Origin of the sequence: Mahella australiensis 50-1 BON (assembly GCF_000213255.1) — a bacterium.
In the GTDB taxonomy this organism is placed as follows: Bacteria; Bacillota; Clostridia; order Mahellales; family Mahellaceae; genus Mahella; species Mahella australiensis.
The window spans coordinates 1,321,367-1,334,219 of sequence record NC_015520.1; the positions used below are offsets into that span (position 1 = coordinate 1,321,367).

The 12,853-nt window shown below is 45.9% G+C and carries 12 protein-coding genes; 9 read left to right on the forward strand and 3 right to left on the reverse strand.

The features are described 5' to 3' along the window. Nucleotides 1-2: 2 nt before the first annotated feature. From MAHAU_RS06315 to MAHAU_RS06355, 9 genes are all read left to right on the forward strand, one after another. Nucleotides 3-701: an ABC transporter ATP-binding protein gene (locus tag MAHAU_RS06315; RefSeq protein ID WP_013780892.1), complete on the forward strand. Its 699-nt coding sequence runs from the start codon at nucleotides 3-5 to the stop codon at nucleotides 699-701. Then, entirely contained in the window at nucleotides 701-1,522 is an 822-nt protein-coding gene (locus tag MAHAU_RS06320) for a hypothetical protein (RefSeq protein ID WP_013780893.1), read from the forward strand. Before MAHAU_RS06315 ends, MAHAU_RS06320 begins: the two co-directional genes overlap by 1 nt. 9 nt (nucleotides 1,523-1,531) lie before the next feature. After that, complete coding sequence (locus MAHAU_RS06325) at nucleotides 1,532-2,425, forward strand: DUF4097 family beta strand repeat-containing protein (RefSeq protein WP_013780894.1); 894 nt, start codon at nucleotides 1,532-1,534, stop codon at nucleotides 2,423-2,425. A 39-nt stretch (nucleotides 2,426-2,464) separates the two neighbouring features. Further along, nucleotides 2,465-3,394 carry an ABC transporter ATP-binding protein gene (locus MAHAU_RS06330; protein ID WP_013780895.1) on the forward strand — a complete coding sequence of 310 codons (930 nt, stop codon included), beginning with the start codon at nucleotides 2,465-2,467 and terminating at the stop codon, nucleotides 3,392-3,394. A 1-nt stretch (nucleotide 3,395) separates the two neighbouring features. After that, the gene (locus tag MAHAU_RS06335) at nucleotides 3,396-4,607 is read left to right on the forward strand and encodes an ABC transporter permease (protein WP_013780896.1); all 1,212 of its coding nucleotides are present in this window, start codon (nucleotides 3,396-3,398) and stop codon (nucleotides 4,605-4,607) included. 13 nt (nucleotides 4,608-4,620) lie between these two features. Further along, the gene (locus tag MAHAU_RS06340) at nucleotides 4,621-5,844 is read left to right on the forward strand and encodes an ABC transporter permease (protein ID WP_013780897.1); all 1,224 of its coding nucleotides are present in this window, start codon (nucleotides 4,621-4,623) and stop codon (nucleotides 5,842-5,844) included. Between the two features lie 107 nt (nucleotides 5,845-5,951). After that, complete coding sequence (locus MAHAU_RS06345) at nucleotides 5,952-6,641, forward strand: response regulator transcription factor (RefSeq protein ID WP_013780898.1); 690 nt, start codon at nucleotides 5,952-5,954, stop codon at nucleotides 6,639-6,641. 12 nt (nucleotides 6,642-6,653) lie between these two features. Then, entirely contained in the window at nucleotides 6,654-8,087 is a 1,434-nt protein-coding gene (locus MAHAU_RS06350) for a sensor histidine kinase (RefSeq protein ID WP_013780899.1), read from the forward strand. Continuing rightward, nucleotides 8,077-9,516, forward strand: coding sequence for a hypothetical protein (locus MAHAU_RS06355; protein ID WP_041643914.1), 1,440 nt, complete (start codon nucleotides 8,077-8,079; stop codon nucleotides 9,514-9,516). Before MAHAU_RS06350 ends, MAHAU_RS06355 begins: the two co-directional genes overlap by 11 nt. A gap of 7 nt (nucleotides 9,517-9,523) precedes the next feature. On the opposite strand, the gene MAHAU_RS06360 is transcribed toward MAHAU_RS06355, so the two are convergent. The 3 genes from MAHAU_RS06360 to MAHAU_RS06370 all read right to left on the reverse strand — a co-directional run bounded on the left by MAHAU_RS06360 (nucleotide 9,524) and on the right by MAHAU_RS06370 (nucleotide 12,790). Then, entirely contained in the window at nucleotides 9,524-10,453 is a 930-nt protein-coding gene (locus tag MAHAU_RS06360) for a polysaccharide deacetylase family protein (protein ID WP_013780901.1), read from the reverse strand. A gap of 210 nt (nucleotides 10,454-10,663) precedes the next feature. Next, nucleotides 10,664-12,271, reverse strand: a complete 1,608-nt coding sequence (locus MAHAU_RS06365; RefSeq protein ID WP_013780902.1) for a glycoside hydrolase family 57 protein — start codon at nucleotides 12,269-12,271, stop codon at nucleotides 10,664-10,666. A 15-nt stretch (nucleotides 12,272-12,286) separates the two neighbouring features. Next, on the reverse strand, nucleotides 12,287-12,790 hold the full coding sequence (locus tag MAHAU_RS06370) for a DUF4912 domain-containing protein (protein ID WP_013780903.1): 504 nt from the start codon (nucleotides 12,788-12,790) through the stop codon (nucleotides 12,287-12,289). Nucleotides 12,791-12,853 lie beyond the last annotated feature (63 nt).

Here is a 12,853-nt window from a genome sequence, read left to right on the forward strand (position 1 = left end):
ATATGGGTACCATATTGGAATTAGAGAATCTCAAAAAGCGCTACGGCCTCAGGTGGGCATTGACCGGCGTGGATTTAACGATCAATGAGGGTGAGGTTCTGGGGCTGCTGGGTCCAAACGGCAGCGGTAAAAGCACTATGCTTAAGCTTATAGCGGGGTTGGCCCATCCTACCGAGGGCAAGGTATTGATAAACGGACAGAAGCCGGGGCCGGAGTCTAAAGGCCATACAGCCGTGTTGCCCGATGTCGACCATATATACAAGTGGATGACCGTGCAGCAGGCTATAGAATATGTATCGGGGTTTTACGAAGATTTCGATCATGACAAGGCCGATAGGCTTATAGAAATGATGGGCATAGAGACCGACATGAAGGTGGCGCATTTGTCCAAAGGCATGAACGAACGGCTTAAGCTGGTGCTGGTCATGGCCAGGAATGCTGATCTTATCCTATTGGATGAGCCTTTGGGCGGTATAGATCCAACATCGCGGGATAAGATCATATATGCCATAGCCACGGAATATCGCTGGGAGCACAGCGCCATGATAATAGCCACGCATTTGGTCAGGGATATAGAGCCTTTGTTCGACAAAGTGCTTTTTCTCAAAAACGGCCAAGCTGAATTATACGGCAACGCTGATGAATTGCGATCAAAATATAATGGGTCTATAGAGGATATATTCAAGGAGGTGTTTGTCTGATGAATTTTGCCAGGCTGTATAAAAAGGAGTTCATGAAAGAACGCAAATCATTTGCTGTAACCCTTATCATAACGCTGGGCGTGATGCTATTCCTTTATTCGCGCATAGGGCAGTGGCCTACGGGCGTACCGACATTTGTATCTATGACGATCATATTCGGTTTCGGCATAGCGGCATTTATCAATTGTTTCGATTATATGGGCGATGAGTGGAAACGCAACAACCACTACCTTATGCTGTCGCTGCCCGTAAAAGGCCGCGATATATTGAGCGCGAAACTGGCATGGTTTATGACCGAATTCGGCGCGCATATGCTTCTTCTGGGAGCATATACTACTGTAATGCTGCTTGCCGAGCTTAAAAGCACAGATGTCTTGAGCGCTGAGCTCTATAACGGTATAGTATTATCAGTATGGCGGTTATATGGACTCGGTATGTTGCCTATGCTGTATGTATTAGCCAGTGTCGGTGTGTTGGGATTGTTTTCGTATACGGCCGGTTCCACCGTTAAAAGGTTTAATTTTTGGGTAGGGGCTGTTTCATATATACTGCCCATGTGGTTGCTGTCATACATTTCCGGCAAATCCATGGAGATCTCGCCCGCATGGCTGCATATAGAATTGCCATTGAGCAACGTTCTGGCATGGCAACAGATAGAACGGGCTTTAAATAGTAACGGTACGAATGATTTTAACCTTTCCTTTTTTATGAATGGCACTTTTATAGGCATAGACATATTGGCGGTGTTGATATGGGCGGCGGGTATGATAGGGCTGTTTTTCCTGGCATCATGGCTGCTTGAGAATGTGGTGGAGGTGTAAGAGATAAGTATGAAGAAAATGTTTGCGGCGATGCTGGCAATGATACTCGCCATGGCATTGTTATCGGGATGCGGCATATATGTGAGAAGCAATGATGGTAGTATAAACGGGAATTTCAGTACGGGTTTTGAGTTCAATACCGGTACGCCGGCATATGAGGAAAAAGGCCATAAGGCATTTTATGTCGGCAAAAGCGGGATATTGAGCATCGAGGCCGATAATGTCGAGCTGAACGTAGAGGGCGCTGATGTTCCGCAGATACAGATAGATTATGCCAAGCAGATCTTCGGCAAAAACATTGCGCAAGACGAAGCACAGGATATCATGGATCAGATGTCCGTAATAATTGAACAAAAGGGTGAGGAGGTGCACATTAAGGCCGATACGCGCAAAGGAATGAACAGTGGTATAAATATTTCCAATCGGCTTATAGTACTGGATATAAAATTGCCGACCGATATGAGGATGACCATCGACAACGGTAACGGAGTGATAAAGATAAAGGATATGGCCGGTGACGTCGATATAGATAACGGCAATGCTTTGATAGACTTAACAGATGTCAGCGGCAATGTGGGGATAGATACAGGCAACGGTGCCATGCGATTGGCTTCCGGCAATATAGGCGATTTATCGGTCAAATCCGGCAACGGGCTGGTAGAGCTATCGCTCGGTAAGCTGACGGGAAACAGCTATGATATAACCACAGGCAACGGCATGGTGCAATTAACGGTGCCTCAGGATATAGCGGCCGATTTTGAGATCACTACGGCACGTGGAGCGGTGGATTCGGACTTTTCTTTATCCAAGAGTAATCGGACATATACGGGTTCTGTAAACGGTGGCGGTCCGAAAATAAAGATCAGCACAGGCAACGGCATGGTGAGCGTGCAGAAGAAATGACATATTTAGTGTAAATTAATTTGACGGGGGATGATATCGATGATAGAGGTTAAAGGGCTTATAAGGTGTTATGGCGATATAAAGGCCGTAAACGGCGTGTCGTTTGAAGTGAAGGACGATGAAATACTGGGCCTGCTGGGGCCGAACGGCGCCGGCAAGACCACCGTCATATCTATGATATGCGGGCTTTTGAAGCCCGACGGCGGAGATATATTGTTTGATGGCAAAAGCGTTGTGAAGGAGCCTATGATATTAAAGCGGATTATGGGCGTAGTGCCTCAGGAGATAGCTCTTTATCCCACGCTTACCGCCAGAGAAAATCTCAATTTTTGGGGGCGTATGTACGGCCTGTCGGGCAAAACATTGAACCAACGCATAAATAGTGTATTGGACATAATGGGCCTGTCCGACAGGGCTGATGATCGTATCGACAAGTATTCCGGGGGCATGAAACGACGCATAAATATAGCCGCGGCTTTGTTGCATGATCCCAGGCTCCTGATCATGGATGAACCCACCGTCGGCATAGATCCGCAGTCGCGCAATCATATACTGGAAACGACCAAGCGGCTGAATCAGCAAGGCATGACTATCATATATACAAGCCACTATATGGAAGAAGTGGAGTATCTGTGCGACAGGGTGGCCATCATGGATCACGGCCGGTTCATAGCCATGGGTACCAAGGATGAGCTGAGGGCCATGGTGGGAAGCATCGACAGGGTTATTATAGAGCTGGTTATGGACGGACAAAGTCTATACGATGTTCTTAAAGCGCTGGATTTCGTACGGAATGTTTCGGTAAATGAAATGTCATTGGAGGTTTTGATGTGCGACGCTAAAGCGCATTTAGTGGAGCTGATATCATCGATCACCGGGCATGGCGGCGATATAGTGTCGGTGAAGGTGGAGGAACCCAATCTGGAGAGTGTATTTTTGCATCTGACCGGCCGCAACTTGAGGGATTGAGGTGACCGATGTGAAAATACTGCATATGTTGGCAAAGGATTTGCGCGTATATACCCGTGACCGCATGGCGTTGTTGATCAATCTGGTGATGCCTATAGTGCTGATAGGCATACTCGGAGCAGCGTTGGGCCCGATGTTTTCCGGGGCCAGTCCGGGCGTCAATCAGTTTGCCGTGGCTGTGACGGATAAGGATGGGGGCACATTGGCGCGTCAGTTGGTGGACGATATACTGAGTGGCGAAATGGGCGATATGGTCAAAGTAAATGAAATACCGGAGGATCAGGCTGTGGAGTCGGTTGCAGACGACTCGGCCGTTGCCGCTGTCATAATACCGGCCGGCTTTACGCAGGCAATAGAACAGGGCAGATCAACTGAGCTTCGCGTTGTGGCCGGTCCGCAGTCCAGTGTTAGCGCCGGCGTCGTCTATCAGGTTATGCAAAGCTACAGCATGGGCGTATCGTCGGTAAAGGCCGGGACAGAGGCGGTATTGCAGGTATTGAGCGCAGCCGGCGTACCGTTCCAGGCGCAAGCGGTGATGGGTACATCGATGCAGGGGCTGTCGTCGGTGCAGGATGATGCCGTCAATGCTGTGTCTTTCAGTCAACAGACCGTCGATGACGATGATATCACGGCCATGCAATATTACGCGGCGGCCATGCTGGCCATGTTCTCCATGTTTATGGCCATGACCGGCGTATCGTCTATATTGGAGGAACGCGAAAACCGTACGTTGTATAGGCTGTATGGCACCGGCGCGGCCAAGTGGCAGATAATGAGCAGCAAGCTTATTAGCACATGGCTCAGCGCTTTTATAGATGCTTTGATCTTGATGCTGTTCACGCGCTACGCCTTCGGCGTGGACTGGGGCGATGGCATAGCGGCTGTTCTGGTGGCGATGGCCACTGTATTTGCGGCTACGGGTTTTGCCATGATAATAGCGGCCGTCGCTCGCACGTCCAAGGCCGCAGGTGGTTTGTCCTCGGTGCTTATACAGGCTATGAGCGCGCTGGGCGGCAGCATGTTTCCGTTATATGCTTTTTCGGGCGTTATGAAAACCATAAGCAAGGGCACGATAAATTATTGGTCGCTGCAAGGTTTTTTAAGCCTTATGGGAGGCCAAACCATATCGGCCGTTGCCATGCCCCTGATCATATTGACGGTCGTAGGGGGAGCGGGACTATGCATAGGCGTAGCCGCGCTGAGGATGGATTGAAGGGGGAGAGGGTATGCGCAAAGCGATTGAAATAATAAAGATCATGCTTTTGCAGACATGGAAGGACAAAAGCAATATAGTGTGGATGGTGGCGTTGCCTGTCTTATTCAGCTTTATATTCGGTTCAATGACCGGCGGCAGCGGTGGGAATATGCCAAAAGACGATATACCGATAGCTGTAGCCGACTCGGATAATTCGGCGCTCTCTAAAAGCATCGTGGAGGCTGTAGATCAAAACGAGCGCTATATTGTTGAGATGATCGAAGAGGATGCGCTGCGCAGCGGCGTCATGGATGGCGATTATGGCGCCGGGCTTATAATACCGGCGGGATTAGAGGCGTCTGTGGCAAACGGGGAATCGGTGTTGCAGTGCCGCCTGGTGGCCATGGATATGTCCAATATAGCCATGGGTGTATCGCAGACAGCAATAACGCAGATTCAACAATATGTTACGGCTTATCAGGCGGGGGAGATAGCCGCGGATTACATAGCCGAATCATCGCGCAGCGGCTCCGTTGACGCCGAGCAAGCAGGGAAGCTGGCATATGATGCTACCATGGCCAACTTGAAAGAACAGCCGTTGATAGATGTGGAATATAGCTTGGCCGGCCAACCGGATGAACCGAACCAGGATCCGTTATCAAGCATGAACAGGGTATTCGCGGGTTTTATGATTATGTTCGTCATGTTTACGGTGACATATGCCGCCGGGGATATACTGGATGAGAAGAGGTATAATACGTGGTCGCGCCTGCTGGCCGCACCGGTAAGCCGTGCCAGCATAATGGGGGGTAAGCTGGGCGGCGCGTACATACTCGGCGTTATACAGATAGCGATATTGCTGGGAATAGGCATACCACTGTTCGGTGTGGAATTATCTGGCAATGCGACGGGCGCTTTGGCCGTCATGGCGGCTTTTATGTTTACTGTCACAGGCATAGGCTTGTTTATGTCTACCATTGTAAAGACCATGGGCCAGTTACAAGGATTGGGGGCATTGGTTATAACGGCTACCAGCATGCTGGCCGGTGTATTCTGGCCGGTGGAGCTCACGTCGGACACAATGCAGGCAATAGCGAAGTTTATACCGCAATACTGGGCTATAAAGGGCTTTACCGATGCTACGGTCGCAAACGCTTCCATGTCGACGTTATGGCCGGTCATAGGCATGCTGCTCCTGTTCGCAGCGGCATTTTTCACGGCGGCTGCCATAAGGCTGCGCTATCAGGTTGAATAGTCTCCGGTATAAGCATAACAGCTCGAATTAGACACCTGTTTCTTCTTTACACCGAGGTGATAGTGTAATAAAATAATCCTAGGATACATTGAGAGAAGGATTATTTAATGAAGCAAATACTTATTATAGAAGACGAAAAGCCTATACGCGAGTTTATAAAAATCGGATTCGAACGCAGCGGCTATAGCATAGTGGAGGCTACCACAGGAGAAGATGGTATAAGAAAAGCGAGAGAACAAACACCAGATATGGTGATATTAGATATAATACTCCCAGGCATAGACGGCTTTAATGTGTGCAAGACATTAAGACAGGAGTTTCCGAGGATGGGCATTATAATGCTTACGGCGCGTAACCTTGAAATGGATAGGATCATGGGGTTGGAATACGGTGCGGATGACTATGTTATCAAACCCTTTAATCCTTTGGAATTGATATTACGGGCCGAGGCGATATTGAAAAGGCTGCATGGGAATAGCCAAACATCGGATAGGGAAACGTTGACGAGCGGGCCGTTCAAGATTGCAACTTATGCCCAAAAGGTGTATAAACATGGCATGGAAATAGAGCTGACGCCTAAGGAATATCTATTGTTGGAGACATTGATCAGCCATCCCAATGTGGTTATGAGTAAGGACAAGCTCCTCGATATCGTATGGGGATATGAATTCGATGGGGATTCAAAAAGCGTCGATGTGCAGGTTCACCGTTTAAGGAAGAAGATCGAGGACGACCCGGCAAAGCCGAGATATATAGAAACGGTTTGGGGTATCGGCTATAGGTGGAAAGAAAGATGAGCGTTATCCGAAATGCGTACCGATAGATCGCGCAGGAGCATCAGGACGAGGTTGATATGGAGTTTTGCTGGTATAATCATCATAAGCATAACGATCTTCATTCTTATACTGAGCGTATTCATAAAACAGTACTACTATAAAAGCATAGAGGAGGTTTTGACAAATCAGATAAAGCTTTCCGCTGATTTCTATGAGCGTTATTTTTCCGATGCATCGCTGTATGACAATATTTTGAACAATGTAGATGTATTCTGGCAGCAAACGCCCGCTCAGGTGCAAATAGTCGATATATCGGGTAAGGTGCTTATGGATTCTATATCCATGAAACAGGAACAGCCATTGAATACGGCTGATTTCACGCAGGCCGTAAGCGGTGGTCTGGGGACATGGATCGGTTACACCGATTATGATGATCAAGCGGTGATGGCGGTTGCTTATCCGTTGAAGGCCGATGGGCAGATAGTGGGAGTTTTGAGATTTATAACGTCATTAGGTATAGTAGATGCCCAGATAAACAGCATGATAATCGTATTTATCCTGATAGGGCTTATAGCTGTGGCTACTGCAGGCATCATAAGCCTTGTGCTATCCAACGATATAATAAATCCAATCAGTGAGGTAACTAAGGCAGCTCAAAGAATGGCACAGGGCGATTTCAATACGCGAAGCCGTAAACGTTCCAATGACGAGATAGGCCAATTGTCGGATACATTGAACTATATGGCCGGTGAGATCATTAAAAAAGAGAAGCTCAAGGACGAATTTATAGCCTCCGTATCCCATGAATTGCGCACCCCTTTAACGGCTATAAAAGGGTGGGCGATTATACTCGATACAGATGATATGGACGATCGCAAGCTTTTGAAAGAGGGGTTAGGTATAATCAGTAATGAGGCAGACAGATTGTCCTCTATAGTTGAAGATTTATTGGATTTTTCTAAACTTGCTTCAGGCAAGATGAGGCTTAATAGAAGAAAAACCGATGTCAAATCCGTTGCAGAATATGTAAAGACGCATATGGCTCCTGTTGCCGAGCGCAACGCTATCCAATTTACAACCCAATGTCGCGATGATATACCTGTTGCCTATATGGACGCTGACCGCATGAAACAGGTGTTGATAAATGTACTGGATAATGCATTTAAGTTTACTGATACCGGCGGAGAGGTAGAGCTCATGGCATGGGCGGAAAATGGGCATTTGATATTCGACGTCAAAGACAACGGATCCGGCATCGATGAGGAGGATCTTGCTCACATAAAGCAGAAATTTTACAAAGGTAAAAACAGCAAAGCGTCCAGCGGCTTGGGCTTATCTATAGCCGATGAAATCGTAAGGCTGCATGGTGGGTCAATGGATATCGACAGTAGCTTAAACGAGGGAACAACGGTTACTATAAGGATACCGCTTGAACAAGGTGTTGGGGGGCCGTATATTGAAAACTAAACTATATTTATTATTGGTAATATTATTATCCTTGCCGTTGAGCGGATGCCAATGGATTACAAGCTTTGATTCTACGGGCAGTATCGTTGCGCCCGATAACGATTTATTGCCGCTTGAAGGGCTATGGGATATCGATGATTTCAAACCCATTTCAGAAGAAGCTGGCAGCCAAAGCACGGCTTGTATAGGCCAAAAAGCTGCTTTTTCGAAAAACGAGGCGTTTGTAGCCGGAGAGATTTCTGATAATGTAACTTACAGGATTAGGAGCGTTAAGACTACCGACTATTTTTTGTTTAATTATGATATAGAACCAGGCTATATTGGTATAAACAGCTCATTTATCGATATTATATCGATATTTTCTTCCGATAAGCTATTCTGCGACTTTATATACCTCAATGCAAAAGAAGGCTTGATGTATGCGGATGGCGGATTTTATCACCTAAAAAAACTGTCCGATGAACCTGGCGACATCGATTCATATACCAGCGATCGCCAAGAGCCTAAAGACGTTGCAGCAAAAATACCGGCTATTTTGCGCTCAGGCGTGCTATTGGGTTTGCGCAGTCAAAATAATGAGGGTTATGCATATAGAACTTTATGGATAGCGTCGACCGATACGAGGATTCATCCGATATTGGAAACAAAGGACCTATTCGTACCGCGCAAAAGCGGATTCTGGAAGGTGGGCATACAGACGTATAAAACAGGAGATGTTATGCAGGATATATTATTTGCACGTCCTATAAATAAAGCCGATATATCCAAGCAGGCGTCAGATGAGTTTGAAGAACCTATTGAGCAGCATATAACGTTTGTCAGCGATGATTACGTGGCTGTGGAATATCAAAATAGTTCTGATGACGATAGATTTTATGTATTGCCGTTGGATGACGTCAGCAAACTTAAAGGGGTACGTATATCCGATGTTTTAGGACAAGATGCAAAGAATACCTTCTTGCGTTCTGCACAGGCTCATCTGTCATCGTTAGAACAACAGATGCCTGACGACATATCGTCGATTATAAGCGATGATAACTTCACGCTGGAGAGAAGGAATGGGCATTGGGTTATAAAAGGCAGGCTTAATATGAGCGGCAGACAGGAAGATTTTACTGTAGGCGTTATGCCGAGCGATAAACTTGTAAATTATGATGATTTGTGCCTATCATGGAATGATATAAAGGAGGAGGTACCATCAGCATCGGATGCTTATACATCGCCTAATAAAGATGTTTTAATAGCCTTGGGAAATAATTTTCTATCTATATATGCTATAAGGGATGGTGTTATATCGTCAAAGCCGGCTAGAAAAATCACCATAAAAGAAGGAGAAACAGTAGTTATGGCCGAATGGGCCATGGGCAGTTATGTACCCAAATGGGAGGAAAGCTTTTCTAAGACTAACCCATTAGTAGTACGCAAGTAAGGCTGGATTACTTGAGCAGTTCGGGAACTGTTACCAGCTTATAACCGTCCTTTTGGAGCATTTCTATAATTTCGGGCAATACCTTTACTGTATTGGATATAGCTTTGCTCTGACCGCTGCTGTGCATAAGCAATATAGCGCTGGGTCGAAGTTCGCTCCTTATGTTCTTTTTTATGGCGGGCGGGGATATGCCGGACCAATCCTCTGTGTCCACCGACCAGTATATATTGTAATATCCTAAAGCGGCTATAGTGTTTACGATGTTATCATTGAACGCTCCGTAAGGCATGCGGATGAGAGGAGAATGGCTGCCCAGTTGCCGGTCAAGCAACGTCTCGGTTTTATGTATTTCTTCATATAAATCATTGTCAGTTAGCTTGGTAAAGTCTTTGTGGTCCCAGCTATGATTGCCTATAACATGCCCTTCATCAGATGTGCGCTTTAATACCTCGGGATATTTTTCAGCATTTCTTCCTATTACGAAAAAGGTTGCTTTAACGTTATATTTCTTCAATATATCCAATATTTGAGGAGTGAAACGTCCATCCGGACCGTCATCGAATGTAAGCGCCGCTTGCTTTATGTGCCCATCGCCAAAACCTATCACGACCGGTTTGACGTGAGTAGTGTTGCTTTTGCGCTCGTCTGCCCGAGGCGCCTTGGGCTTTTGTTTAGGTACTGGCACGGTTGTTTTTTCGGGTAACGATTCGGGTGTCGGCGCCGGTACGGATATGGTTGTTTTCTCAGGTAATGCTTTTTGTTTGGATATGGAAGGCGTATCATTTATCGTCGCCTGCGGGGATGCAAGAGCCTCGTCCGCCATAGGTATCTGGGAGGTCCCGCATTCTATGCCGTCTATATGTTTGGGCATCATAATTATGATAATTATAATACTTAAAGCAACAATTGCCCTTAAAGCCTTCCATATCTTTCTCATCGTTTGTAACCTCACATTGTTTTATTATAGTACTATTATACAACATATTTCGGTTACAAACGTTTCATAATGGTTACAAAATCATTATATTTTAGGTAATATTATTATTTCTCAGCAGTTTCCTGCCATGTGCTTCCGCTGTCATTTGTCCTGACTTCTCCCCGCCACAAATGGCGTGGATTTCTGCTAAGCTATTGTAAGAAGGAATTTTCAATTGCTATATACCCCGGCGTTTTGGCTGCTATATATGCGATAGTCTATATCTGGAAAAATATTGTCAAGGTATTCTATCTCCGATAACCACTGTTGATCGATTTTACCCCCCGTGATATCTTCATATAGCTTATTAAAACGCTGCACGTGAGCTCTTGTGCGGTTAGCGGCATAATCGGTCATAGTACCCGTTTTCATGATAAATGCCCAATCGCTGCTTTGTGCCAAAAGAAGCTCTCTGACGGCCTGATTCAGGGCACGCCGCTCTAAATCGGTCGGAGAGCTATATCGATTAGCCATCTCTGTCATGCGTTCGACGACCTTATGTAAATGCCGGTATATCCAATCATTGCTGTCATTCAGCCATACCTCGTTGTATCCCTTATACCCCCAACTCGATGAGCAAGGTTGTGCTACTTGTATGGAAGGGTACATATTAAGGTATTCCCACGGTGTTATCATCTTAAAATTGATTTGGCTTCTATAGACCTGTCGCATAAGATGATCCAGCCATTGGGGGCCCTCATACCACCAATGCCCGAATAGCTCGGCATCATAAGGGCACACCACTATGGGTGGTTTATCCATACTGCCGCTATAGTAGCTTATCTGCTGCTGGCGGTTGAAGATGAAATTACCGGCATGAATAGCGGCTTTCTCAGTGCCGCGCTCAGGTATATAAGGCATTTTGTAATCGGTCTTACCTGTTATTCGATAATATTTCAAACCAGTCTGTACCCTCTGTCCGTCTGACATTATATAAGGCTTTATATAATCATAGTCGAGCTCGTGCCCTATATCACGATAAAACTCTCTGTAATCGTAATCGCCGGGATAACCCTCGTCGGCACTCCATACTTGCTTTGAGCTTTCGGCATCGCGGCCAAACACCGCTATACCCTGCGGCGTAATTATAGGCGCACATGTGCCGTATATCGGTCGCGGCTGAGCGAATAATACGCCGTGGGATTCGGCTATAAAATAATATATACCGTATTTACGCAGTATATGGTCTATGGCAGGTGTGTAAGCGCATTCCGGCAGCCATATGCCGTGCGGTTGGCAGCCCAGATAGCGTTTGTATGTGTCTATACCAACCTTTATTTGAGCCTCCATGGCTTCGGGGTACATATCCATTAGCGGCAAATAGGCGTGGGTGCCGGCACAGGCCAGAACCTCCAGTTTACCCATGCTCTGAAATTTGCGAAAGGCCGATATGAGGTCCCGGCTGTAGCGTTTATCATACACATCCATAATGAGGTTCAATCTGTTATTGTACATTTTTGCTACTTCGCTTATCTGATAGATATTTTTTGTTCTAATTACTTCCTTTTCCGACAGCTCTATAGATTTATGCAAATACTCGATATACCGTTTTTTAAGAAAATCATCATCCAGCATGGATAGCAGTGTGGGTGTTATAGACATAGTCAATTTAAAATCAATTTTATCCTCCATAAGGCCATCCAACATATCGATAAGGGGTATATAGCTTTCGGTAATAGCCTCAAAGAGCCATCTTTCTTCTATACAGTCGCTGTATTCGGGGTGCCTTACATAAGGCAGGTGTGCGTGAAGTACCATGCTTACATATCCTTGAACCATTTTATCATTTCCTTTCTATGACCGATTGAATATGTTTTGAGAGCTTATGCCGAAGTACGACTCCGAACCCCTCGATGACTGCGGCTGCGGAGCTTGATATATCATCGGCTGGTATTGTGTTGAAAATATATTCATATAATACGCATTATATATATCCGAGGCTCGGTCCCGCGGTGTATGGATAACGTTGGATTGGGCTACGCTTACGAATAAGCTGCTGGGCAGTATAAATCCTATTTCCGCGCTAAAATCGCTGTCAGGTCGGTTCACGTATACATACCAATTGCCTGTTGCCAATCCTACCTCTATAAAAAAAGAACCGCTTGATGCACATGGTGATATATGGTTAACCCTTAATGCCCAACGATGATCGGCCATGATATAGGCATGATGCTGTGTATCGTCTTTTATATCCCAATAGGCATAAAGCCAATACGGGTCCTTTATCATAAGCGTTATCTTAGTATCGCCATATCTATATGGTATCCAACTTTTATCAATTGTATGATCAAGTAACATAATGCCGGTTTTATTCCTTTCACTATATATGCATAACAAAATAAATATTAGGACAACAAAAAT

Bases quoted from the DNA above. Each gene is read 5' to 3' on its own strand.
- MAHAU_RS06370 (WP_013780903.1), bottom strand. From the start codon at position 12,790: ATGTTACTTGATCATACAATTGATAAAAGTTGGATACCATATAGATAT.
- MAHAU_RS06315 (WP_013780892.1), top strand. From the start codon at position 3: ATGGGTACCATATTGGAATTAGAGAATCTCAAAAAGCGCTACGGCCTC.
- MAHAU_RS06325 (WP_013780894.1), top strand. From the start codon at position 1,532: ATGAAGAAAATGTTTGCGGCGATGCTGGCAATGATACTCGCCATGGCA.
- MAHAU_RS06340 (WP_013780897.1), top strand. From the start codon at position 4,621: ATGCGCAAAGCGATTGAAATAATAAAGATCATGCTTTTGCAGACATGG.
- MAHAU_RS06365 (WP_013780902.1), bottom strand. From the start codon at position 12,271: ATGGTTCAAGGATATGTAAGCATGGTACTTCACGCACACCTGCCTTAT.
- MAHAU_RS06330 (WP_013780895.1), top strand. From the start codon at position 2,465: ATGATAGAGGTTAAAGGGCTTATAAGGTGTTATGGCGATATAAAGGCC.
- MAHAU_RS06360 (WP_013780901.1), bottom strand. From the start codon at position 10,453: ATGAGAAAGATATGGAAGGCTTTAAGGGCAATTGTTGCTTTAAGTATT.
- MAHAU_RS06350 (WP_013780899.1), top strand. From the start codon at position 6,654: ATGCGTACCGATAGATCGCGCAGGAGCATCAGGACGAGGTTGATATGG.
- MAHAU_RS06345 (WP_013780898.1), top strand. From the start codon at position 5,952: ATGAAGCAAATACTTATTATAGAAGACGAAAAGCCTATACGCGAGTTT.
- MAHAU_RS06320 (WP_013780893.1), top strand. From the start codon at position 701: ATGAATTTTGCCAGGCTGTATAAAAAGGAGTTCATGAAAGAACGCAAA.